26 protein-coding genes are annotated in these 24,336 nt (G+C 47.9%); 23 read left to right on the top strand and 3 right to left on the bottom strand.

Annotation, left to right across the window (positions count from 1 at the left end; all coding sequences use genetic code 11):
* The first annotated feature begins 10 nt into the window (after window positions 1–10).
* The 8 genes from AC4PM4_RS15100 to hrpB all read left to right on the top strand — a co-directional run bounded on the left by AC4PM4_RS15100 (window position 11) and on the right by hrpB (window position 9,444).
* Window positions 11–841: a hypothetical protein gene (locus AC4PM4_RS15100; RefSeq protein ID WP_063566323.1), complete on the top strand. Its 831-nt coding sequence runs from the start codon at window positions 11–13 to the stop codon at window positions 839–841.
* A 6-nt stretch (window positions 842–847) separates the two neighbouring features.
* Window positions 848–1,396: a WXG100 family type VII secretion target gene (locus AC4PM4_RS15095; protein ID WP_063566322.1), complete on the top strand. Its 549-nt coding sequence runs from the start codon at window positions 848–850 to the stop codon at window positions 1,394–1,396.
* A 193-nt stretch (window positions 1,397–1,589) separates the two neighbouring features.
* Window positions 1,590–1,865, top strand: coding sequence for a WXG100 family type VII secretion target (locus tag AC4PM4_RS15090; RefSeq protein WP_017689071.1), 276 nt, complete (start codon window positions 1,590–1,592; stop codon window positions 1,863–1,865).
* Between the two features lie 157 nt (window positions 1,866–2,022).
* Entirely contained in the window at window positions 2,023–4,113 is a 2,091-nt protein-coding gene (locus AC4PM4_RS15085) for a serine/threonine-protein kinase (protein ID WP_079694646.1), read from the top strand.
* A gap of 33 nt (window positions 4,114–4,146) precedes the next feature.
* Complete coding sequence (locus AC4PM4_RS15080; protein WP_064639011.1) at window positions 4,147–4,899, top strand: vWA domain-containing protein; 753 nt, start codon at window positions 4,147–4,149, stop codon at window positions 4,897–4,899.
* An 11-nt stretch (window positions 4,900–4,910) separates the two neighbouring features.
* Window positions 4,911–5,753, top strand: coding sequence for a hypothetical protein (locus tag AC4PM4_RS15075; protein ID WP_491613966.1), 843 nt, complete (start codon window positions 4,911–4,913; stop codon window positions 5,751–5,753).
* A gap of 189 nt (window positions 5,754–5,942) precedes the next feature.
* On the top strand, window positions 5,943–6,749 hold the full coding sequence (locus AC4PM4_RS15070; RefSeq protein ID WP_063566319.1) for an SDR family oxidoreductase: 807 nt from the start codon (window positions 5,943–5,945) through the stop codon (window positions 6,747–6,749).
* 178 nt (window positions 6,750–6,927) lie between these two features.
* On the top strand, window positions 6,928–9,444 hold the full coding sequence (gene hrpB, locus AC4PM4_RS15065; protein WP_491613965.1) for an ATP-dependent helicase HrpB: 2,517 nt from the start codon (window positions 6,928–6,930) through the stop codon (window positions 9,442–9,444).
* On the opposite strand, the gene AC4PM4_RS15060 is transcribed toward hrpB, so the two are convergent.
* The gene (locus AC4PM4_RS15060) at window positions 9,428–9,580 is read right to left on the bottom strand and encodes a hypothetical protein (RefSeq protein ID WP_491613964.1); all 153 of its coding nucleotides are present in this window, start codon (window positions 9,578–9,580) and stop codon (window positions 9,428–9,430) included. The two genes, hrpB and AC4PM4_RS15060, sit on opposite strands and share 17 nt — an antisense overlap.
* A 121-nt stretch (window positions 9,581–9,701) precedes the next feature.
* Here AC4PM4_RS15060 and AC4PM4_RS15055 point away from each other — a divergent pair, with 121 nt between their 5' ends.
* The gene (locus tag AC4PM4_RS15055) at window positions 9,702–10,304 is read left to right on the top strand and encodes a general stress protein (RefSeq protein ID WP_072732444.1); all 603 of its coding nucleotides are present in this window, start codon (window positions 9,702–9,704) and stop codon (window positions 10,302–10,304) included.
* A 140-nt stretch (window positions 10,305–10,444) separates the two neighbouring features.
* Here the strand turns inward: AC4PM4_RS15055 and AC4PM4_RS15050 are convergent, their stop codons facing one another.
* Window positions 10,445–10,855: a YidH family protein gene (locus AC4PM4_RS15050; RefSeq protein WP_063563228.1), complete on the bottom strand. Its 411-nt coding sequence runs from the start codon at window positions 10,853–10,855 to the stop codon at window positions 10,445–10,447.
* A gap of 61 nt (window positions 10,856–10,916) precedes the next feature.
* Between AC4PM4_RS15050 and AC4PM4_RS15045 the strand changes: the two genes are divergently transcribed.
* The 7 genes from AC4PM4_RS15045 (at window position 10,917) to AC4PM4_RS15015 (ending at window position 17,074) form a co-directional block, all read left to right on the top strand.
* Window positions 10,917–12,062 carry an acyltransferase gene (locus AC4PM4_RS15045; protein ID WP_491613962.1) on the top strand — a complete coding sequence of 382 codons (1,146 nt, stop codon included), beginning with the start codon at window positions 10,917–10,919 and terminating at the stop codon, window positions 12,060–12,062.
* A 335-nt stretch (window positions 12,063–12,397) separates the two neighbouring features.
* Complete coding sequence (locus AC4PM4_RS15040) at window positions 12,398–12,772, top strand: replication termination protein (protein ID WP_063563231.1); 375 nt, start codon at window positions 12,398–12,400, stop codon at window positions 12,770–12,772.
* 2 nt (window positions 12,773–12,774) lie between these two features.
* Window positions 12,775–13,782: a Gfo/Idh/MocA family protein gene (locus AC4PM4_RS15035; protein WP_491613961.1), complete on the top strand. Its 1,008-nt coding sequence runs from the start codon at window positions 12,775–12,777 to the stop codon at window positions 13,780–13,782.
* A gap of 287 nt (window positions 13,783–14,069) precedes the next feature.
* On the top strand, window positions 14,070–14,510 hold the full coding sequence (locus tag AC4PM4_RS15030) for a ribonuclease (RefSeq protein WP_090993640.1): 441 nt from the start codon (window positions 14,070–14,072) through the stop codon (window positions 14,508–14,510).
* Window positions 14,511–14,527: 17 nt separating this feature from the next.
* Window positions 14,528–14,803, top strand: a complete 276-nt coding sequence (locus AC4PM4_RS15025) for a barstar family protein (protein WP_111619115.1) — start codon at window positions 14,528–14,530, stop codon at window positions 14,801–14,803.
* A 190-nt stretch (window positions 14,804–14,993) separates the two neighbouring features.
* The gene (locus AC4PM4_RS15020) at window positions 14,994–16,280 is read left to right on the top strand and encodes an MFS transporter (RefSeq protein ID WP_491613960.1); all 1,287 of its coding nucleotides are present in this window, start codon (window positions 14,994–14,996) and stop codon (window positions 16,278–16,280) included.
* Between the two features lie 110 nt (window positions 16,281–16,390).
* Window positions 16,391–17,074: an ArsR/SmtB family transcription factor gene (locus tag AC4PM4_RS15015; protein WP_111619114.1), complete on the top strand. Its 684-nt coding sequence runs from the start codon at window positions 16,391–16,393 to the stop codon at window positions 17,072–17,074.
* A 154-nt stretch (window positions 17,075–17,228) separates the two neighbouring features.
* On the opposite strand, the gene AC4PM4_RS15010 is transcribed toward AC4PM4_RS15015, so the two are convergent.
* Window positions 17,229–17,795, bottom strand: coding sequence for a TraR/DksA C4-type zinc finger protein (locus tag AC4PM4_RS15010; RefSeq protein ID WP_111619113.1), 567 nt, complete (start codon window positions 17,793–17,795; stop codon window positions 17,229–17,231).
* Between the two features lie 206 nt (window positions 17,796–18,001).
* On the opposite strand from AC4PM4_RS15010, the gene AC4PM4_RS15005 reads away from it, so the two are divergent.
* The 7 genes from AC4PM4_RS15005 (at window position 18,002) to AC4PM4_RS14975 (ending at window position 24,106) form a co-directional block, all read left to right on the top strand.
* Window positions 18,002–18,379 (top strand): DivIVA domain-containing protein, encoded by a 378-nt coding sequence (locus AC4PM4_RS15005; protein WP_024630343.1) that lies wholly within the window; start codon window positions 18,002–18,004, stop codon window positions 18,377–18,379.
* Window positions 18,380–18,441: 62 nt separating this feature from the next.
* Window positions 18,442–18,873: an Rrf2 family transcriptional regulator gene (locus AC4PM4_RS15000; protein WP_491613958.1), complete on the top strand. Its 432-nt coding sequence runs from the start codon at window positions 18,442–18,444 to the stop codon at window positions 18,871–18,873.
* 36 nt (window positions 18,874–18,909) lie between these two features.
* Window positions 18,910–19,407: a metallophosphoesterase family protein gene (locus AC4PM4_RS14995; protein ID WP_491613957.1), complete on the top strand. Its 498-nt coding sequence runs from the start codon at window positions 18,910–18,912 to the stop codon at window positions 19,405–19,407.
* A gap of 231 nt (window positions 19,408–19,638) precedes the next feature.
* Window positions 19,639–20,553 carry a sugar phosphate isomerase/epimerase family protein gene (locus AC4PM4_RS14990; RefSeq protein ID WP_400344137.1) on the top strand — a complete coding sequence of 305 codons (915 nt, stop codon included), beginning with the start codon at window positions 19,639–19,641 and terminating at the stop codon, window positions 20,551–20,553.
* Window positions 20,550–21,722: a Gfo/Idh/MocA family protein gene (locus AC4PM4_RS14985; RefSeq protein ID WP_413377661.1), complete on the top strand. Its 1,173-nt coding sequence runs from the start codon at window positions 20,550–20,552 to the stop codon at window positions 21,720–21,722. The genes AC4PM4_RS14990 and AC4PM4_RS14985 overlap by 4 nt, the downstream gene beginning before the upstream one ends.
* Window positions 21,723–21,816: 94 nt before the next feature.
* Entirely contained in the window at window positions 21,817–22,914 is a 1,098-nt protein-coding gene (locus tag AC4PM4_RS14980) for a Gfo/Idh/MocA family protein (RefSeq protein WP_491614083.1), read from the top strand.
* Window positions 22,915–23,131: 217 nt separating this feature from the next.
* Window positions 23,132–24,106: a S66 family peptidase gene (locus tag AC4PM4_RS14975; RefSeq protein WP_491613956.1), complete on the top strand. Its 975-nt coding sequence runs from the start codon at window positions 23,132–23,134 to the stop codon at window positions 24,104–24,106.
* Window positions 24,107–24,336: the final 230 nt, after the last annotated feature.

Below are 24,336 nucleotides of genomic sequence, written 5' to 3'. Positions count from 1 at the left end.
GTGGCTCATAATGTTGACGGTTCATGATTCCAAGCAAAAGGTAGTCACTTTGCAAATAAAAGAGCTTTTTTTCCTGGCCGGTATTCTCGGTTCAGACCGATTGCTTGGCGTGGAAGATCCGTTCCGCGGATATATGGCGGAAGACATTGCTTTGGAGTGGGAACGTGTAAAAACATCCCTGCTCGACAAAGGATATCTGATTCAGGATCAGGACAGCAATGAGTTGATCATGACACCGACCGTATTCTCCAGGGTAGCCATTGCGGGACTGTCCGACAGGGCTTGCTGGATTCGCTACACGCACAGCGGCAAGTCGTATGAAAGTTATGTGCACTGCACGGATGAACGGGTCGTTGAAGTATCCCGTGTTGCAGACGAACCGGATTCGTTCCGGCTGAGTGATTTGGGGAATGTTCGTGAAGCGATTGATTTTCTGATTCAAAGGATGAATTGGAGTGGTCATTCTCCGGCGGAAAAGCCGGCTCTGATGTGCTCCAAGAAAAAATTCTATGATGTGATGAATGATCTGAAGAACAAAGAATTACAGGCAGTGGCTGATGAGTTAGTACAAGAGACGAGCGATCCCGAGGGATCACTTGCACTTGCGCGCTGTCTGGTGAACAAGGAATCAGAAGGGGAACTACGGTTGCTTGTATGGAACGGAGAAGGATGGAAATCACAGTCTGCGGCTTTCGCTGCAAGTACGGTATCCAACTGGCTGTTTCGCATGAGTACATCGGCTTCGGATGATTGGCTTGTTGCAGCGCTGACGACGAGAGAACAGTTTCACGAGATGCTGCTGGACTGGCTTAAACAGCCTGCAGGGGAAGAGGAAAGGTGATGGTAAATGCGCATTCGTGTGGAACCGGATGTGCTTCGGGCACTGAGCAGGCAGATTCAGTATGCGGCGGAGCAAATACAGCAAAAGATGACAGTATTGGATCAGGCCATTCATTCGCTGGAGTGGGATCTTGAAGCCCGCGCCGCGATCATGAATGAATGGAATCACAGTAAGCGACTCTGTGAAGCAGCAGTACGTCGTTTTATGGACTTGAGCGTACAGCTGGGACGCAAGGCCTTGTTATTCCAGCAAGTGGACATGGAGTATCGTACAGTGTTGAGTCATGTGAACACAGCCTATGGCAATGCGGTCAATATGTTGAATGTTCTTCAGACGGAGCGTGCAGGAGAGATTATGCCTGCGCATTCGGCAACTGCTGCTGTTGTATCCGATCCATTTTCCGCGGTAGCGGCAGTGTACCGTGTACAGGATGCCGCACCGCCTGATGGCTCACCGGCGACCCTGATTCAGGCCATGCAGCCTGAACCTGTGGCGTGGAGATTCACAGATCCCTCCTTTCGTGGGAGAAGAGGAACCGAACCTGTGGTTTCCTGAGCTCACGGGTACAAGGCTGAATAAGCAAGACAGCAGAAAGTGAATTTTTTTATAAATAGGCTGTTAGGCGAAGTTTCGAATGCCAAAAATGGGGTAAATAGGATTAGGTCCTTCGGCTTTTGTCCGATCGATCCTTGTATAGTACAATTTGAACAAGTGAATTTAATTGCACAAACCAAGGAGGAATTTACAAATGGCAGGACGTATTTTAGTTACCCCAGAACAGCTTGATCAGGTTTCCAACCAATTTAAACAAAGCGGTGAGCAAAGTCAGCAAATCGTTTCTACATTGACTCAATCCATCACAAGTATGGAAGGACAATGGGAAGGTATGACGAAACAACGCTTCTTCCAGGAATTCCAGGAAGCCAGCAAACAAATGCAATCTTTCGTTCAAACGCTAAATAGCATCAGCGCGGAACTGACGGCTATTGCCAACAAATTCCGTACGGCAGACCAAGCTCGCTAATCTGCGATACATAGTTCGGGCAGGTTCCATATCCGAATTCGCCCAGAATCATATGCAGGAAGCAAGCTGAAGATTTACAACTACAGCAAAAACCGGGCGTTTTCACAACACCCGGTTTTTGTTGCACTATGACAGAATGACAGAGAGAGGGATGAGTATGTCTTTTCAACCAAATCCCGGGGATGAAGTGGTGATTAACGACATTGCCTATATCATTGGGCAGCATCCGGCTGCACCTGGTCTGGCTTACGCCCAAGCTGGAAGGCAGGGTATCGTCTATCAGTTGTTACCCCGTAACGGTTCCGTAAGTGGGGCCAAAGCACTAAAAGTATTTTTCCCTAAATTCCGTATTCCGGCTATGGTGTATCAGTCTGAGCATATGGAGTCTTATAGTGAACTGCCAGGTTTGCAGGTATGCAAGCGTGATGTGCTCACTCCGGAAAGAAACGGAGCGCTCATTGGAGAACATCCTGATCTGTTGTACGCGGTATTGATGCCGTGGGTACATGGTCTGACCTGGTTCGATGTAATCAGCGATCAGAAGCAGCTGACAGCAGAGGAGAGTCTGAAGCTGGCGAGAGCTCTGGCCGGGATCGGCTCGGCCATGGAACAGCGTGGGCTGGCTCATTGTGATTTGTCCGCACCCAATGTGATGATTCCGTTTTTTTCCGAAGTGGAGAACCTGAGAGGGGTTTCAGCAGTTGAACTGGTAGATGTTGAGCAGATGTATGGTTCCAGAATGGATCGTCCGGATGCTTTGCTTGCCGGTTCACCGGGGTATGCGGCCCATCGGACAGTGCACAGCGGTTTGTGGAGTGCGTATGCCGATCGTTTTGCCGGAGCAGTTATCATTGCTGAGATGTTAAGTTGGTCTGATGCAGCGATTGTGGAGAAAGCATGGGGAGAAAGTTATTTTGACCAGCACGAAATGCAGACAGTAAATGAACGTTATTATGCCATGAGAGAGTCGCTGCAGAAGCGCTGGGGCTCGAAGGTGTCCGATCTGTTTATTCGTGCCTGGGAGAGTCATGATCTCAGCAGTTGCCCTACGTTTGGCGAATGGTTTGTGGCGCTGGCTGCTGTGGACATCCATCTGGCAAGTGCAGCATCTGTTGTAGAATCTGAAGTCAAGGCTTCAGACCAGACAAATGCAGTCGAGACGAACCAGATCAAAGGAACAGGAGCAGCAAGCGGTATATCGGATAAGCAGGGAAATACGGATCAGAACGTGCCCGCTGTGGAACCTTCTCCTGGTCAGGAAGCGGTAGTGAATCGTCTCTTCCTTCAGGCGAGAGCATTGGAGAATGAAGGCAAACCGGCTGCGGCGCTCGAAGTGTATCGTTCACTACATCATTTCATTCCGGATAACAGTGCGATGCAGATGGAAGTTGAGGCTGCGATTCAAGAGCTGGACGCGAAGCTAAATCCCAAGCATGATGATGCAGCTCAGCCAGCCAAGATTCCTTTTTACCGATCCAAAAAGTTTATGATTTCTTCGGCTGTGCTGATTGTTCTGTTAGCTGGAAGCGTGCCAACGGTTAAAATATTGGCTGATCAGGCCGAGGTTAAACAGAAGGAGCAGGAGGCGGCTGCCAAGCAGGCCGAACTAAAGGCTGCGGAAGAGGCCGAAGCTGCGAGGGTGACTGCTCTGAAGCAGCAGGAAGAAGAAAAGAAACAAAAAGAAGCAGATGCGGCGAAACTTGATGCAGAGGAAAAGAAAAAGCTGGCTGAAGCGGAGAAAAAGCAGGCAGAGGCCAAGAAGAAAGAAGAAGAGCGTAAAGCGCTTCAGGCCAAGTATGATAAGCAAGCGAAATATGAGGCTTATCTTGCCAAGCAGAAACAAGAGAAGCTTGAAGCAGCCAAGAAGGCTGAACAGGAAAAGTACGACAAACAGGTAAAATATGAAGCCTATCTAGTCTGGAAAAAAGAAAATGACGCTAAAATTGCGAAGCAGGAAGCCGAGCGTAAGGCAGCAGCCGAGGCTCAACGCAAACAGGAAGTAGCCCAGAAAGCTGCGCTCAAGAAAAAACGTGCCCAGAATGTCGTCACACTGATTGCCCATTACAATAAAACGTATAATGCGCAAAAAGGCAGAAAAATTGAGAATGCGGAATCATACGCGCGTGATTTCAAAAATCTGTACAACACCGACGCGACCTATTTCAAAGGTGTCGGTAAAGTGGCAGCACGAATGAATGCGATCAATAAATTCCTAAGCAATACGGATTATACATTACCCAACTTGTAAAATAATGTGAACGACGGAGGTGACACATCCCAGATGAACTACACAATTCAAGCATCCCAGCGCACACCTGCACTGATTATCTATTTAATTGATATTAGCGCCTCCATGAATATGGTTCTGGACAACCGTCGGCGGATTGATGTCGTCTATGATGCCTTATCTCTGGCTATTCGCCAAATGGTGTTTCGTTCGACCAAGGGAAACCGATTGACACCCCGTTACAGGATCGCGATTCTGGCATACAGCGATGATGTGTACGATCTGTTGAACGGGATTAAGGGCATTGACGAGATTGCTGCTGTGGGTTCGTTGCCGGACTTAACGCCGAAAAGATTCTCGGATTCAGCGAAGGCTTTCCTGCAAGCCGAGAAGATTCTACAGGCTGAAATTCCCAATATGCAAGATTGTCCTGCGCCGCTTGTATGTCATATGACTGATGGGGTAGCTACAGGTGAAGATCCGGAGCCTATTGCCAAAAGAATTATGGGTATGAGTGTGCCTGATGGCAATGTACTCGTCGAGAATATTTTTATATCCGATCATCTGCTGGAAGGCCCTATTCCGGAGCCCCGAAGATGGAAGGGAATATCCCAGGAGACGGTCCTTCAGGATGAACATGGGGAGAAGCTGCGCAATATGTCCTCGGTTCTGCCGGAAAGTTATCGTGAAATGCTGGTTGAGGCAGATTATTTGCTTTCACCTGGTGCACTGATGATGCTTCCTGGTACTTGTGCAGAACTGGTATCCATCGGGTTTCAGATGTCCGCTGCTACGCCTGTGAGATAGGAGGGGAAATCATGAGAGCGATGCGTTTGGCAACATTGTCTGCTGGAGATAAGGGAAGCCGTGCGGACCATTATCAGGGCAACTTTCGCTATGTGAGTGTCCAGACGGGGGAACAGCCGTTGACCCGTTATCAAGGTACATTCAAGTGCAGGTACGGTTATGGAAGAGCGGCGGAGACCGTTAATCAGGGAGACACCGGACAGGATTTTGCTGCTGTTCGCATGAATGGTAATGTGTGTACTTTCGTATTATGTGATGGGGTAGGCATGAGTTACCTTGGTGATTTTGCTGCACGCTTTCTGGGGAACGCCTTGTTGGAGTGGCTGGAAACGACTCAGCATCCTTCTTTGGATGTTATGGAACGTCTGCTTCATGATTTGACCAGTCCGGCATCCGAACAGCTGGAGAAGTTGCAACCTTTGGAAAATTCGCCTGTACTGCTGCGGGAAGTGCTGATGGAGAAGCGGAGCAAGGGAAGTCAGGCCATGTATGTGTGTGGACGCATCGAGCTCACGGAAGGCAATCGAAAAAGCAAGGTGTGGCTAGCCTGGCAGGGGGACTCCCGCATCCGTCTTTGGCGTAACGGTCAGGAGGAATCGGCAGCATTTCAGGTGAACTGCCTTACGAATGAACGTTGGTCTACACTGGAGGGTCCGGTTGGTGGCAAACCGCATATCTATGAGGCTAAACTGTCTGCCAATGAAGTAGTTCGTCTTCAACTGTACACGGATGGCCTGAATGACCTAGATGCGATTCAGGCTTATATACCGGATGAGCACATCCAGGTACTGCTGGATGCCAGACATACGGGTGGGCTTGAAGATGATGCCGCTTTCATTGAGCTGGAATGGTGAGATCGGGTGAAGCATTACAGGATGATCTAATCATGCTGCTAAAAATGGTGAGCATCACCTACGAAAAAACTTGTCCGTATTGATTTAAAAGACACTCTTTTTGGGTAATCTTGTGAAGAATCTACTTACAGATATTGCATGAACGTACATTCTTACATAATTACTGAGCGAGAAGGAGTGGAATGGATAATGACACAACATAACGGCAAGTCACGGTTCGAAGGCAAAGTCGCCATTATTACTGGTGCTGGTTCGGGAATTGGCAAAGCGGCAGCGCTCAAACTGGCGAGTGAGGGAGCACATGTTGCGCTGCTTGATCTGGTTAATGATCGGATTTCGGAGACGGAAGCCGAAATTAATAAGCTGCGTGCAGGTGCGGCAAGAGCTTTCGATGTAGATATTTCCGATCCTGCACGGGTGGAAAAAGCAGTCCTGGAGACCATCGAATTATTCGGTGGTTTGGATATCGTTTTTGCCAACGCAGGTATTAACGGTGTATCGGCACCAATTGAGGAAATTCAGGTTGAGGATTGGCAGCAGATTATTACGACGAATCTGAACGGGACTTTTTTTACGATCAAATATGCACTGCCTCATATGAAGAAACGTGGTGGCGGCAGTATCATTATCACGAGCTCCATTAACGGTAATCAGCGCTTCTCCAGCTTCGGCATGTCGGCGTACAGTACATCTAAGGCGGGGCAAGTTGCTTTTGCGAAGATGGCTGCGCTGGAATTGGCGAAGTTCAAGATTCGTGTCAATGTCATCTGTCCTGGAGCGATTGCAACGAATATTGACCAAAGTACGGTCAAAACGGATGAGTTGCAGCAAATTGTCATTCCAATGGAATTCCCGGAAGGCCAGCAACCGCTTGCGGACGGACCGGGTCAGCCAGAGCACGTCGCTGATCTGGTAGCGTTCCTGGCTTCTGCGGAGTCCAGACATATCACAGGTGCGGAAATTGTCATTGACGGTGCAGAGTCGCTGCTGAGCTAAATGAGCATTTTGTATTCATCCATAGAGCTACTTTCAATCAGCGTTGTGAGCGAGTTAAATGGAAGGATGTAAAATGTTGAAATGGATGTATGTATGAAGTCGTTCCTCTGGAACGGCTTTTTTTGTTATAATGCTAACATTCGAATAAACACGTGGAACATTAATTAGGAGAGATGAGATGAAGACGGATTTACCGATACAACAGATTATTCCTGAACTAAGGCAGTTATTTCAGGAGAAGGATACAGGTGTGTTAATTGCGGAGCCGGGTGCGGGTAAAACGACCATAGTACCGCTGGCACTGCTGGAGGAGCCATGGGTTGCTGGACGGAAAATCATTATGCTGGAGCCCCGCAGACTCGCCGCTCGCTCGGCAGCTGCACGAATGGCAGCTTCACTAGGTGAAAAAGCTGGACAGACCGTAGGGTATCGGGTGCGGATGGATACGCGTGTAAGTCAGTCCACTCGCATAGAAGTGGTGACGGAGGGTGTATTGACCCGGATGCTTCAACAGGACCAGGGCCTGGAAGACACGGCGATGATTATCTTCGATGAATTTCATGAGCGGCATCTGCATGGTGACCTTGGTCTGGCGCTTGCGCTTGAATCCCGGGCCATGCTGCGTCCTGATCTGAAACTGCTGGTGATGTCGGCCACGCTGGACCCTGTTCCTGTCTGTGCGCTGCTTGGTGAGGGGACGAGATGGATTGCCTGTCCTGGACGAACGTTTCCGGTGGAAACCCGATATGTATCCAAACCGGTATCCGAGCAGATCGAGACTTTTACAGCTCAGGCTGTTGTTAAGGCACTGGAAGAACAGGAAGGGGATGTGCTAGTTTTCCTACCGGGTGCAAAAGAAATCCATCGCACAGAGCGAGAGCTGTCAAACCTCATGCTTCCTGCTTATGTTCAGGTACATACACTATATGGCAGCATGCCTGTAGAACGGCAGGATGAAGCTGTGCGACCCGCAGATGAAGGTAAACGGAAGGTTGTACTGTCCACATCCATTGCTGAATCCAGTCTTACCTTGGCTGGAGTTAAAGTCGTGGTGGATGCGGGACTGAGCCGTGCCTCGGTATTCTCGCCGCGGACCGGCATGAGTCGGCTCGTCACCCTGCTGGTGTCCAAGGCGTCAGCCGATCAGCGGCGGGGGCGCGCAGGGCGAATTGCTCCGGGCGTGTGTTACCGGCTATGGAGCGAAGAGGCCCATGGCGTGCTGCCTGATGCAGCAAAGCCTGAGATAGCCTCCGCGGACCTTGCGCCGCTGGCGCTGGAGCTTGCCGCCTGGGGTGTCCAGTCCCCTGCAGAGCTGCAGTGGCTGGACACCCCACCTGCCGCAGCCTACGGCCAGGCACAGGCGCTGCTGCGCCAGCTGGGCGGCCTGGACGAGGCAGGCCGCATCACGCCCTTCGGGCGGCGGATGAACACGCTTGGCGTGCATCCGCGACTGGCCAGCATGCTGCTCCGCGCGGCGGAGCTTGGGCTGGCCAGCTACGCCAGCATGCTGGCGGCACTGCTGCAGGAGCCTGCCGGCCTCCGCAGCAGTGGCAGTGCAGGCGCGGGCACCGATTTGCGCCCGCGCGTGGAAGCGCTGCTGACTGCGGACAGCAGCGGCATGCCGCAAGCGGCAGCGTCTGTCGCAGACGGTGCTGCCGTGCGCCGCATGCTCCAGGAGAGCCGCCAGCTGCGCTCGGCGCTCGGCCCGGCGGCCGATCCGGTACGGCCGGATGAGGACAGCTGCGGATGGCTGCTGTCCTTCGCTTATCCGGACCGGATCGGGCAACGCCGGGAGGACGGCCGCTATCTGCTGAGCAGCGGCCGTGGGGTACGGCTCGCAGCGACAGAATCGCTGAGCCGTTCAGCCTATCTGGTCGCAGCCGAAGCCGACGACCAGGGCGCGGATGCGCGCATCCTGCTGGCTGCGCCAGTGCAGGAGAAGAGATTGCTGGACTTTGGTCCACATCTGCTGCATGAAGAGGTTCAGGTGGCCTGGGATAGAAACACCCGCAGTGTGCGGGCACATAGAAGGCTGCGAATTGGAGCCATTACGTTGAAAGAGAGCGGCATTGCACAGCCACCCGAAGATCAGGTGCTCGAAGCATTACTCTCGGGAATACGTATCGAAGGGCTGGATTGTTTGCCTTGGACAAAATCATCACGACAGCTGGCGGACAGGATGCGCTTTTTACATCATCATTTGCCAGAATGGCCTGATCTCATCGAAGATCATCTCACCGAAGAACTGGCAGAACATCTCAGCCCTTTTCTGACAGGCATGAGATCTGCTGCGGATCTTAAGAAATTGTCGATGCAGGATGTGCTGCTCGGCGGACTCAGCTGGGAACAGCGACAGCAATTGGATCGTGAAGCTCCTACACATATTCAGGTGCCTAGTGGTTCGCGCATTCCGGTGGACTATAGCCGACCCGAAGATCCTACACTCGCGGTGAGACTGCAGGAGATGTTTGGACAGCAGGAGACCCCGCGTATTGGCGGTGGTCGAGTACCACTGACCATACATTTGCTTTCCCCGGCGCAGCGGCCTGTACAGGTCACACGAGATCTGGCGAACTTTTGGCGGGAAACTTATTTTGAGGTCAAGAAAGACTTGAAAGGTCGTTATCCCAAGCATTATTGGCCGGATGACCCGCTGGAAGCGATTGCTACTAACCGAGCTAAACCACGAGTTTAGCTAGAATGTGTTTGCCAGCCTCGTTCTGGAAGTTGGGTCTGAACGTGCTCTGAATGGGCGAGTATGCGATCGGCGGATCAGGCGTTTTGAGCACTAACGAACCACGTGCAGGTCCTAGCGCGGTGACTCGCTGCATATCAATGGTCGGCCATCCTCCTAGGCCTTCAAGGATAAGATATTGTGGTCGAAGCGTTTGAAAGAAAACAAAGCGGGTAATAACATAGCGAACCACTCAATTAGATGAGGAGGGATTCACTATGCAGAAGAAAATCGTAGGTGTGTTTAATACAGAACGTGAGGCATCATCCGCAATCGAGGGACTGAAAGCGCAAGGATTTACTTCAGATGAAATCTCGGTCGTCACACAGGATCGGGATGAACTGAAGGCCATTCGCGAAGAGACGGGTACAAAAGCACCCGAAGGTGTAGCTGCAGGTGCGGCAACAGGCGGAGTGCTAGGTGGAGTCGCTGGATTGCTCGCTGGCATTGGCGCATTGGCGATTCCGGGCATCGGTCCTATTCTGGCGGCAGGCCCTATTGCCGCAGCCTTTACGGGTGCAGCTGTAGGTGCAGGAGCAGGCGGACTTGTAGGTGGACTCGTGGGTCTCGGCATTCCGGAAGAGGATGCAAGGCAGTATGAGGAATACGTGCAAAGTGGTAAAATCCTGCTACTCGTGGACTCTACGGATCGGGACACGGATGTTTATGACGTGTTCAGCAATAACAGTTATGTGAACCGGGACAGAATCGATGTCAATCGGGATGATGTTACGGTTGAGCGCACGGATCTCGATATGGAAAATCAAAGATTGGAAGCTCGGGATAAGGCCGCTCGACTTGGCAACAATACTTTTCTATAATAAATCGGATCACCAAAGACAGGATTCTTCAACTGGAATGATATATGTGAACCACCAGGTGGTCATCAGCCGGTTTCCTTAGAGGAAGCCGGCTTTTGTTCCTGTGTATGGTGCATAAATGAACGTCTGAGGTTCAGGTGTTAAACCTGCCAAGCAGGGAATAACAATACATACAGTAATACGGCCAGGGCCAGTCCAATCACCAGCAACATCAGTGTCAGGAACCGAATTAATTTCGTGGATGCCTGGAATGTTTGTGAATTAATCTGATTGCGTTTTCGGTGGTAAGCGGCTGCAGAACACAGGATGATCAGAATGCCGCTGACTAAGGAAGTAATACCAATGATGATTGCTGCGATATGGGCCATCCGATCATAGGCCGTTGAACTGAAGCCGAAGCCAGCTGCGAGAAAGCCAATGCCAACCATGGCAATGCCGGTACGAACCCAAGCCAGAAAGGTCCGCTCGTTAGCCAGATGCTGTTGTACATATTTGGAGTCAATGGTAGTTATGTCTTGGTCTGTATCTGAGATGTGAATCACCCCGTTCATCAATATATGGCTTCATTGTACGTCGTTTTCATGGCAAAACCAAGAAAGGAGGCTGTCTGTTATGCCTCGTAAAGAACGAATTACAGAAATCGAGAGTCTGAGGGGAATTGCTTTTGCGGCGGTTGTCCTTCAGCACTCCATAGCACATTATTCCCTGGTCCCAGAAGCGGGACTGGAAGATGGCGTATTGCTCGCCATCCTGCTGATGCTGTCCAAATTTGCAGTACCTCTATTTATTTTTATCACAGGCATGGTGCTTTTCTATAATACAGGAGACAAGTTGAATTATGGACGTTTCATGCAAAAGCGATTAACCGATGTAATCGTCCCCTATATGATTTGGTCACTGATCTACTTCACACTCGCGCCTCGCGGCTGGAACGGATTTGGTTGGCAGGATATTCCTGACCTTGGTTTAAAATTAATCACGGGTAAGACGACCTCGCATTTTTGGTACATTATTATGCTTATTCAGTTTTATCTGTTGTTTCCCCTGTTTTTGCGGGCAATCCGTTATGTCTATAACCGATATGAGGCGAAGGGGCGCACAATAGCTCTTCTGATTTCCGGTGTGGTGTACCTTGTGCTCGCGGATCAATTGCGAAATATTGCCAGGTTCATGGAATGGTTGAATGTCCCGGTGCTGACCGATGCCTTTACAACCTATGCCGATCGAAATTTTCTGTATTTCTTTTTTTATTTTGTGCTTGGTGCGGCAGCCGGGCTATCGGTTCAACGCTGGAATGAGTGGATTCAACGTTTGCGCTGGGGATATTGGACCGTGTTTATAGTCCTTGGTCTTCGGTTTATATATAAGTTAATGCAAGAGTTCCAGAAGCCGGAGGGCATACAGATTACATTCTATACCGTCAGTCTCATCCGGCCGGATATGATCTTATTCCTCATTGCTTCCATCATGGTGATGTACCAGCTGGCTGGCAAGCTCCACAATATCAGAGTAACACGATTGCTGGCGTGGATTGGCGGGGTTTCGTACGGGGGCTACCTGATGCACATGCTGATGTTGCGCTACAGCTACATTCCGGATGAACAGTTTTATGTGGCATTGGGTTTAAACCCCGTAGTGCGCATGATCATCACCTGGCTGCTGGCGCTTACGTTATCCTGCGTACTCACATGGCTCATCTCTCGCGTAAGCTGGGGCAAGTGGATTGTGGGAACTGTACCGAAGTCCAAACCTGATTAACAGGTGAATACATCATTATATGAGAAATTCAGAACAACAGTGAGTTGAAGGCCGATAAAGAGGGCCGATAAAAATGAAGGCAGTAACCTGAAAAAAAAGTGACGCCAATACCACGACGAACACTTTTGAAATAAATTTTAAAATTTCATTACCTGAAAAATTCATAACAGAAAACTTCAAATCCCGCTCTACCTTACGTTTCTGCCTATCCATCATTTCTCCTTCTTGCCTTCCAACGCCCATGGATTAAAGGGAGAAGGACGGATAAAGATGGCAGAAGGGGAACATAAGTTTTATAATACTAGATATATAGAGCTGACAGGAGGGGAATGAACGTGGCTTTTATGATTGCGCAGCGGGCATTTATTAAGCTGTATCTGATTACGATGGTTGAACAGCATAGGGGATACGGCTATGAAATGCTGGAGGCAATGAAGCAGGAATTCAAAGCCTACGGTTATGTACCACCCCAGAGCGAGATATACCGGGCGCTGCATGAATTGGTTCAACAGGGTGTCTTTTATCGGACAAAGAAGCTGAAGGGAAGTGATCCCAAAGTCGATTTTCAGGAAATCGTTTTATATCACTTCACGGATGATGGTGCGGAGAAAGCTGAATTATATAAAAAACAGGTTAAGGCCGATCTCGATCGTTGTCTCGGCATGTTACACAAGGCAGAAGAGGACAATTACGGAGTGAAAGGAAGATAAGCATGGACAGACACTTACAGTGGGGTGTACTTGGTACATCCACAATTGCGAAAAATGCAGTCATTCCGGCGATTCAACAATCCGAACGTGGTGAGGTCTTGGCGATAGCCAGCCGCAGCAAGGAGAAGGCGGAAGTTCTTGCAAACGAACTCGACATTGCCAGAGCGTATGGAAGCTATAATGAACTCATTGCGGACCCGGATATTGAAGCTGTGTATATTCCTCTGCCGAACCACATGCATAAGGAGTGGACGATTAAGGCTGCTCAGGCTGGAAAACATGTATTATGTGAGAAACCGGCTGCTCTGAATTCAGAGGAAGCGGCAGAAATGATTGAGGTATGTCAACAGCACGGCGTACTGTTTGCAGAAGCCATTATGTATCGATACCATCCCAAGCATAGACGCGTGCAAGAGATTATAGCCAGTGGGGAGATTGGTACGGTCAGAGCCCTCCATGGCAATTTCACCTGTAATACCGCTAACGACAAAGACAATGTAAGGTTCAAAAGGGAGATGGGCGGAGGATCATTATTTGATCTTGGCGTATATCCAATCTCCGCAGCCCGCATGTATCTGGGGCAGGAGCCGGAAGCGGTAACGGTACATGCACTATTCTCGGAAGAGCATGATGGCGTCGACATGATGGCTTCAGGACTTGTGGAGTTTCCCAATTCAGTAGCATTAACGTTTGACTGCGGCATGTGGGCCTCGGGACGAGCCGAGATGGAGATTCTCGGTACCGATGGGCGGATTGAACTGCCCAAGGTGTTCGGCTGGGAGAACAGTGATATTCCACCACAGATTATCGTGCACACCGATTCCGTCAGCCGCGAGGAACGTGTATCGGTATCGAACTCCTATGTTTTGCAGGTGGAGACCTTTGCAGCCGCTGTGCTTGAAGGAAAAGCGCTACCGTTCAGTCCGCAAAATACCATTCAGAATATGCGTGTCATTGATGCATGCCTGGAATCGGCGCGAACCCGTCAACGGGTGCAGTTAGTGGATTAAAGCAGGAGCTAACATGCTAGCATGATAGATGATAGGAAATGATCGAAATGGCAGACTCCATCCCCCGGGATGTGAGTCTTTTTTTATATTTAAATGTTATATTTATATATTTTTACAAAAATAGTAGTTGAATTTGATCTTTCCTCCAAAATGATGTGATATAAATAGTAAATAGATGGCTTGTTCACTATAATCTAGCAGAACGTACATCCTGGTAGATTTCACATCTCATATCACTTACATAGTGGCAACGTTCATCCATTTTAAATCATTGGGAGGCTGGATTTATGAAAAAGTTTTTGTCTACAGCTTTGCTCGCGGTAATGTTAACGATTGTCTTTTTCACCGGTTCACAGATCGCTCCAGTTGGACAGCAGAAGGCTTCAGCAGCAACGTGTACTATCATCAATACGTTTACGGGTGTAGCCAACTATCTCAGCGCCAATGGCCAACTGCCATGCAACTACATTACTAAAGCGCAAGCAACGGCACTGGGCTGGGTATCATCCCAAGGCAACCTCGCTACGGTTGCTCCGGGCAAAAGTATCGGCGGAGATGTGTTTAGCAACCGGGAAGGCTTGCTTCCAGCAGCGAGTGGCCGCACTTGGCGTGAAGCGGACATCAACTACACTTCCGGTTTCCGTAATTCTGACCGCATTTTGTACTCTAATGACGGCTTGATATACAAAACGACAGACCACTATGCATCATTTACTCGCTTGAAATAAGGAAGGACAGGACAGACATGAAGAGGGTAGTACTTAACGGTGAGGACTTTTCCAGCACAACAGAGCTGCATGAGCTATTGAAGCAAAAGCTTGAACTGCCAGACTTTTATGGTGCAAATCTGGACGCCTTGTGGGACTGCCTTACAGGCATGATTGAGCTGCCGCTTGAATTAACCTGGACGAACTACCAGATCAGCAAGAAACGGCTGGGTAGTGAAGCAGAGAAGGTGTACCAGTTGATGCTGGAGGCAGAAGAAGAGAGAATCGGATTTCAATTCAAGACTGAGGACTAGTACATGAACTACGAATCATAGCAGCAAATTTTGGTGCAAAGAGAACAGACCCTTCGGTCTGTTTTTTTTTGTGTTTATAGGGATATACACAACGTTAAAAATATTTTCACGAAAGGGTTGATTTTCGCATATCATACGTTAAAATAAAATTAACATTAAAAATATTTTCACGTTGAGAGGCGGAGTAATCATGAGCGAAGGTACAGTCGCACGCAAACAAGGGATCGGGGAATTAATTCGGATTAAACCGTATGTGCAGTTTATGGTGAGCAAGGTAGTATCCAGATTCGGCGATTCGATTGATTCCATTGCCTATAGCTGGATGGTGTACATTTTGACAGGTTCAAAGCTGCTGATGGGAACACTGCTGGCAGTTAACTTTTTGCCAAGTATCTTTCTGGGGCTGTTTGTCGGCGCACTGGTTGATCGCATGTCGCCCAAAAAGGTGATTGTGCTCACGAATACTGGTCGAGGCTTATTTGTTGGCATTACAGCACTATTGTTTGGTCTGGGTGAGCTGCAAGTCTGGCATCTGTTCGTCATCACCATTCTGAATTCCCTTCTGGAATGTTTCGCGTCACCCGCTGAGGTATCCACTGTACCGCGATTACTTCCCAAATCAATGCTGCTGTCTGGTAATGCCATGGCATCATCTGCAACCCGGGTTGCAGAACTCGCAGGACTTGCAGTGGCGGGAACGTTAATTGCAACGGCAGGGATTACATGGACGATATTAATCGATGCGGGCTTGTTTGCTTTAAGTGCACTCCTGATGAGCCGTGTGGGGTACCCGAAAACTCAAACATCATCTAACAATGAAAATAAAACATTTGATTCATCTGATTCTCCTCCAGCAAGAAAAAGTATATTCTCTGAAATGACAGAAGCCTTTCATTTTATGCGTAAACATGTGTTGTTACTGATCGTCTCCATTCTGTTTGCCTTTGTTAACTTTTGTCTGATGCCATTCAATGTTCTTCGCACGCCATATGTCATTGAAACGTTGCACGCCGGAGCGGGAGGATTAAGTCTACTCAGTGGGCTGATTGTGGCAGGCATGGTACTGAGTGGCTTGTGGCTGTCTCATCGAGGATCGAATTACCGTAAAAGTGTGCTGGTCATTGTAGGTATTGTCATGTTGGGGCTCAGTTATGCCATGACCGCACTCCCGGCTTACATGACATCCTACCAGCTGCCTGTTGCTGCTGTCTTTTGTCTGATGATGGGTATGGGGATTCCACTTGCTACAACACCCCTTGCGTCCTATCTCATGGAAGTTACGCCTTCCGAGATGCTTGGCAGAGTGTATGCCCTTCAAACTATGCTCGTCGTGAGTGTTGCTCCATTAGGTAGCTTGGTTTCAGGAGCCCTTGCCGATTGGGTGGCATTGCCGATTCTATTTATCGTGTTTGGTGTTTTGCTTGCCATGTCAGCCGTTTTGGTGCTTCTGAGCAAGACTTTCCGCACCGTTCTATAAAAAGGCTTCCTCAAACGTGTTATCGCGAGCCTGTTTTGACCGTAACCCTGTCCGGACGGTATAATATACACATGATGGGCAACAGGTACCCCGGAAATGAGGATACAGGTATGCAGCGCAAAGTACTTTCAACGATTGAAGAAATCAAGGTCTACTCCGATCCGTATCGGATACAGATCTTGAATATGTTTAATAAACAGGGCAGACCCTCTACGGTTAAAGAGATCGCAGACCAGATGGGCGAAGTGCCAGCCAAGGTACATTATCATGTGAAGAAACTGGAGAAAATCGGTCTGCTTACCATCGTATCCACTCGTGAAATTAATGGAATCATCGCCAAATATTATGAGCCCTTCAAGGGAGAAATCCAGCTCCGTAACGAAGATGAAGAGAACTCACCTTTGAAGGAGGTATTTCGTTCCGAAACCTTCAAATTGTTAAATGAAATGTTTGAGCAGAGCCGTCGGAGATTTATGAATCAGGCGGAAAACGGGGACCGTATGTTTATCTCAGATATGACATTGTATGCTAGCCGGGAAGAAGTAGAGCAGTTGTACAACAACATTACGAAGATGTGTGAACCCTATTTAACGAAAGACAGGCATGATGCGGACCAAGAGGTCTTTCATTTATTCAGTTCCCTATCCAAAGATACGGTGAATAAGCCCGTTTCGGAAACCGCTGGAAAATTGAAAAAGAAGGCTTCACCCGATAAGGGCAAATCTGTTGCGAAAACGTCAAGACCTACTAAAAAGCAGAAGGAATCCTCGTCTGGTGGTCAGGCGGAAGAGTAATCGAAGCATATTCATCGTCATATTGAAGTTCCATCTGTGTAAAGATGATATGCTACCAAGAAAAAAGCCGCCATTGGCGGCTTTTTCATGCGTAATTTGGCATGATGGAAAACATGTACCTATTATTGCGAAAATGACCTTATTCGTTCATAAACTACATGTTTTCATCATAATCTTTCACGTCACGTTTGGCTGCGGTTGCGGGGGAGTTCGATGTGCCATATTCCTCGACGGCTTCCCATGCGTCAGCGTTATCGAACTTGCCAGCATTGCGCTGTCTTACTTCTCCGGCACCGCTCGGCGGCATCGTCATGACTTGCTCCTCAACAGGCCGTTCGTTGCTTAACTCGCGGTTAGGCGTATCATCGATACAGTAGGCTGTGTAAGGGATCGCTTCGAGTCGTTCAAAAGGAATATCCTTACCACACGTCACACAGGAGCCATACGTTCCTTGTCCGATTCGCTCCAACGCTTCATTCACCTGATTAAACTCGTCGGTCAACGTATCATCTATCGCTAAGTCACGGCTTCGCTCAAACGTCTCCGTACCAGCATCTGCCGGGTGATTATCGTATGATGACAGCTCACCAGTTGAATCTTTCAGGGACTCGGCTGGAGCACCGTCTTCCATGCTGGATTCAAAATGACGCTGTAGGTTTTCACGTTGTTCCAAGAGAGCGTTTTTCAGCTCTTGAAGTTGATCTTTGGTTAATGTACTCATAAGGACATGCTCCTTTCCCGCAATGGGGTTGTAGTCAGTCCTTACCCGAATTTCATAAGAAGCAATCAGTTTCGTGTGCAAAGAGGTTCGTTCGATTTTATATCTGACAGATAATGTGTTATAAAAAATATAGAGAGAAAATGCGGCGGTATCAGAAGATCTTCTTGTGCTTACCGCGGCGCGTTTGATAATGGAGGGTTGTCAATATGGATGAGCATATGAAACGAAGATTGGACAAACAAAGACAATTGTTCAAGCAATTGGGCGTGCAGCTCGACGCTTTATCGATTCATGAAAAACAATTCAACTATAAACTTCGTGGTTATGATCCGGATGAGGTAGATGCCTATCTTGATTTGGTTATTAAAGATTACGAACGTTTCTACGCCAATATAGCTGATCTGATGGACAAGTGGCAAGAGCAGCAGTTAACGATTCGGGATCTGAAGTCGTCGGCGAAGCCAGTGGAAGATCCAACGAAGATTGATCGCAAACAACTGGATGATATTGTGAAACAATTGGAGTACAGCGTTCGGCAATTAAAAATCCGGGCACGCCCTGAACAGGACCTGTTCTCCGAGTAAGTCTACACATCCGGGATGATATAAAATCAGCATTATAATGCTCAAATAAAAGGTGGTTAATCATGAGTACTCATTTTTCGGTCAGTGTGCATTGTTTGTTGTTGTTGTCTTTCAGCGCGCCTGAACGAATCACTTCGGCACTGATTGCAGGTAGTGTGAATACCAACCCTGTCGTGGTCAGACGTATTCTGGGCGGGTTGAAAAAGGCAGGACTTGTGGACTCCTCACCAGGAACAAGAGGATTTTACCTCGCCAAACCCTCAAGCGAAATCACATTAGCCATGATCTATCAGGCTGCCAAGGATGAAGGGCCATTGTTTCCGATTCATGGTAACTGTAATCCGAATTGTGATGTTGGCCTTCGTATTGACAGCCTTCTGACCAATCTGTATCAGGTTGCCGAAGCAAAGGTGGAACAGTTCTTCGCATCCATTACTCTTGAAGATATGGAGCGTTCCTGTTCCCAGCTTGAAGCTCCATCACATGCCGAATAAAGCGTAATGTAAGGGAAAGGGAAGGTGTGCTGTACTATGAAAATTATTGTCATCTCGGACACTCATTTACCTCGAAAAGCACGTAAGTTACCCGATCCCTTGGTTGAGGCGCTATCAGATGCTGATCTGATTCTCCATGCCGGGGATTGGTCGGACTGGAGTGTACACAAGCTGCTCAGCGCTTACGCCCCCATTGAAGGTGTTGCAGGCAATACGGACCCGCCTGAAATAGGTCAAAAACTCGGGTTCTCCCGCATCGTTGAAGCGGACGGTTTGCGTCTTGGTCTTGTACATGGTCATCTGGGATCGAAGTCTACAGAGCAGAATGCGATTCACACTTTTGCAGGACAGCAGGTGGATGCTGTGATTTTTGGACATTCGCACATTCCAGTGATGCATACGGTCAATGATGTGCTGATATTTAATCCGGGCTCTCCTACGGATCGGCGCTTTCAGCCCCAATATTCTTTTGGTGTCATGACTACACATTTAGGGAAATTGCAGGCGGAACATGTTTTTTATGATGTAAAATAGAAGTTGCAAACCAGGCATCTCGAATCAGAAGGATCTTCTGTTATTCGGGGTGCTTTTTGTTATGTATGCATTCAAAAGGGAACTTGCAAGTTATCTCTGAATGGGGAATATGGTCCGCTGTTTATCTGTCATTCATCTCTTCTCGTTGCCCCCTATGGTGGCCTTCGTATGAATGATACAATGCGTTTACAACAATGAATTGAATACGTTTACATAAGGAGATGAATGTTGATGAAATTGTCTGTATTCACTGTTGCCACACCGGACTTGACCGCAGAAGAATTGGCTTCTGCTGCAGCCGCAGCAGGCATTGAAGGGATCGAATGGAGATATCGTGGAATACCGGCGGATGCTTTGTCCGAAGAACCTTCTTATTGGAGACATAATCGTTGCTCGATAGATCCGGATCAATGGGAGGAACAGGTACCGGAATTTCGTGAAGCGGCAAAAAAGCATGGCAGACAGTCGATTGCATTGGTGCCATATCTGAGCTGTGGAGATCTGCTTGCCACGGAGCAAGCATTTCAAACTGCACAAGCCTTAGGAGCATCCATGATGCGTGTTGGGGTTCCCGGTTATGATCGCAAAACCAGCTATCCTGAATTATACAAACAAGCTGTGCATTATCTGAACGAGGTTCAAGAGATGGCCCAACAGTATAAGGTAAAAGCTGTAGTAGAAACCCATCATCAAACGATTGCCCCCACTGCATCACTAGCTTATCGGCTCGTGCAATCGCTGGATTCACAGCATGTAGGGGTGTTGTACGATCCAGGCAACATGGTGCATGAAGGATATGAGAACCATCGTATGGGACTGGAATTACTGGGACCTTATCTGGCACATGTGCATGTGAAGAATGCGGCTTGGTTCAAGGATGAATCAAACAAGAATTCGAATTCCAGTGTGAATGAACAAAATACAGAAATCTTGCTAACATCAAACTGGCATTGTCAGTGGGCCCCCTTGACTGAAGGCGTGGTGAACTGGTTGCAAGTATTCCGTGACCTTAAATCCGTTGGGTATGATGGATATTACGGGATTGAGGATTTTAGCGGGGTCTTGCAATCGAAGGCGATGTTACAGCATTTTGCAGATGTTTTTGCCGAAATTGAACGTCGTGTGGACGAGGAGGTACAGGTATGAGTTTGGTTCGAGTAGCCGTTATTGGAATTGGGAATATGGGTGCAGCCCATGCCAGAACGTTGGTAGCAGGAGAGGTACCTGGTGCAGAACTGGTGGCTGTGTGTGATGTGAGACAAGAAATGGAGAGCTGGGTATCCAGCAATCTTCCGGCTTCAGTCACCTATTGGCAGGATGCGGAGCAGATGATGTCATCAGGGACGATTGATGCGGTAATTATAGCAACCCCGCATTATGACCATCCCGAAAAGGCCATTCAGGCTTTTCAGAATGGTTTGCATGTCATGATTGAGAAACCAGCCGGAGTATACACCAAACAGGTACGCAAGATGAATGAAGCCGCGGCTACCAGCGGCAAAGTGTTTTCCATGATGTATAACCAGCGAACCAACCCTTTATATATCAAACTAAAAGATCTAATTGCCTCGGGAGAACTGGGTGAGGTACGGCGTACCAACTGGATTATTACGAACTGGTATCGCTCTCAGAGCTATTATGATTCAGGCGGCTGGCGGGCAACGTGGGCTGGTGAAGGGGGCGGTGTCCTGATCAACCAAGACCCTCATCAACTGGACCTGTGGCAATGGACCATCGGCATGATGCCGGTGCGTATGCGTGCCTTCTGTTCATTCGGCAAATACCGGAACATTGAAGTGGAAGATGATGTAACGGCATATGTCGAATATGAAAATGGAGCAACAGGTGTATTCGTGACCACAACGGGGGAAGCACCAGGCACCAACCGATTCGAGGTCAATGGGGATCGTGGGAAAATTGTCATTGAAGATGGTCAGTTGACCTTTTGGCGTCTTCGTGAACCCGAGCCTGAATTCAATCAGAGATTTACCGGAGGATTTGGACAGCCGGAATGCTGGAAATGCGAGGTGCCGATTACCGGTGTGGAAACCGGACATCCTGGCCTGATTCGCAACTGGATCGATGCTATCTTGAACGGGACACCGCTCATTGCTCCCGGTGAAGAGGGTATCCATGGTTTAACATTGTCTAATGCTATGCTGCTGTCAACCTGGACGGATAACTGGGTAGATCTGCCGATCGATGAGGATTTGTTCTATGAGCATTTGCAGCAGCGGATTGCCAGTTCAAATACAAAGAAAGACAAGGTAGGCAGCAGCAGTCAACCTGCTGATCTATCAAAGACATTTAAGTAAGTGGAACTTATACACCAGGCTGAACTTAAGGCGTGTACAGGATAACTGAACCGATAAACGGAAAATCCAATTGAATTGGAAAGGTGGAGAAGGTATGGCTAAAGACGGCATGTTTTATGCACCAAAGAGTCTGAAAAAAGAGATCGTATGCGGTCCAGGTGAGTTTACCATTGCTGCTGTAGCGTTGGACCATGGACATATCTACGGTATGGTTGGCGGGCTGGTGGAGGCTGGGGCAACGCTCAAATGGGTATATGATCCTGACCCAGCTAAAGTCGAGGCTTTTCGGAAACAGTTCCCGCAGGCACAGATCGCGGCATCTGAAGCGGAGGTACTTGCTGATGATGAAGTGCAGCTCGTAGCCGGAGCAGCCATTACATCGGAGCGTGCGCCACTCGGCATGAGAGTCATGGCCGCAGGCAAAGATTATTTTACGGACAAAGCTCCTTTTACTACACTGGATCAACTGGCCCTTGCGCGTGAAGAGGTTAAACGCACTGGGAAGAAGTATATGGTCTATTACAGTGAGCGTCTGCACGTGGAAAGTGCGATCTATGCCGGACAACTGATCGAACAGGGAGCGATCGGCAAGGTTATACAGGTTATGGGGACAGGACCGCATCGATTGAATGCGGGTGGTCGGCCTGAATGGTTCTTCCAGCATGAAAAGTATGGCGGCATCCTCTGTGATATTGGAAGTCATCAGATCGAGCAGTTTCTGACCTTTGCTTCATGTACCGATGCAGAAGTGGCCTTCAGTCGGGTGAACAATTTCAATCATCCACAATTCCCAGAACTAGAGGACTTTGGCGAAGCATCACTTATCGGCAACAACGGGGCTTCCGGTTACTTCCGCGTAGACTGGTTTACACCGGATGGTCTGGGTACATGGGGCGATGGGCGAACGGTTATTTTGGGAACGGACGGATACATTGAGCTGCGTAAGTATATCGACGTGGCCAGAGAGCCTGAGGGTGATCAGGTGTACCTGGTTAACCATGAAGGGGAATACCATTATAGCGTCAAAGGAAAGGTTGGTTATCCATTCTTCGGTGAACTGATCCGGGATTGCCTGGATCGAACAGAGAATGCGATGACACAGGAGCATGCGTTTAAAGCGGCAGAACTCTGCTTAATTGCACAGCATAAGGCAATGAGTCAGAGAGTGGTAAGGAGCAGTGGTGGGAAGTAAAGGGTTTTATTTAAGATAGTAATAGAATATGTAATTGGAGAGCGGCCTGATGTAAAGGCTGCTCTTTTGTTTGTTGTAGTACCTTCGCAAATGGAACAATATGGTTTATTATGTATGTAGTTCAGAAATTGACTTGAATGTGTGGTGTTTACGAAGTACATAAATTAGATGTTATGAGAAAGACTGACAAGATCTAATAAAGGAGTGTAATGTAATTATGAAAGCACCAAAATTAGTAGCAGGTGATGAAATACGTATAATATCACCTTCCAGAAGTCTGTCAATGATAGCCATTGAACAGAGAATTCTAGCAGAAAAGAGGCTTGAAGAATTAGGATTTAAGCTCTCTTTTTCTAAAAACTCCCTAGAATCTGATGAATTTGTCTCTTCATCAATCAAATCAAGATTAGATGACCTGCATGATGCTTTTTTAGATCCTAATGTCAAAGGGATATTAACTACAATTGGCGGTTATAACTGTAACCAATTACTAAGACATATTGACTATTCAATAATTAAAGCTAATCCAAAACGTATTTGTGGTTATTCTGATATAACTGCGTTGAGTAATGCAATATATGCAAAGACTGGATTAATCACCTACTCTGGACCGCACTTCTCTACCTTCGCTATGCTTCATGGGAATGAGTATACAATAGAGTATTTTAAGAAAATGATGATGTGGGATGAAACGATTAATATTACCCACTCCGAAAAATGGAGTGATGATTTATGGTTTTTGGATCAAGAAAACCGTTCTTTCATTAATAATGAAGGACCGTATGTGATTAATGATGGAGAAGCACAGGGCATTATTATAGGTGGTAATCAGTGTACATTCAATCTATTACATGGCACTGAATATATGCCGAGTTTAGTAAATTCTATACTATTTTTAGAAGATGATTATGAGGCACATCCTCAAACTTTTGATAGAGATCTACAATCTCTTATTCATCAACCTTTATTTAGCGAGGTTAAGGGAATAGTTTTAGGAAGATTTCAAAAATCTGCAAATATGAATAAGGAACTACTTAGAAAAATAATAAAATCAAAAAGAGAATTAGATAAAATCCCAGTAATTGCAGATGTAGATTTTGGCCATACATCCCCATTAATTACTTTTCCTATTGGTGGTCAAGCATCAATAAAAGCATACAATAAAACAATAGAGATAGGTATAGCTGAGTAGGTATATCAAAGAAGGTCAGTCCATTTCATAACAACGTATTCACGCTGCGGGGCTGACGCCCCTTGGTCTGCCAGAGGGATTTCGAGGAAGAGGATTCAGGCAGACAACTCCTGCGAGGCTAAGTCTCCGACCCAGTCGCTCTGCTCCTTTAAGCCTCTCGGGTTCGTGAATACAAGAACGTTATAAGAAATTGGCATAAAGAGAGGGGATTCAATGGAAACCTATGCTCA

The organism is Paenibacillus sp. MDV22-iso6 (assembly GCF_058408365.1).
Note: the sequence above shows the minus strand (reverse complement) of the source record. Positions and strands in the feature narration are given on the sequence as shown.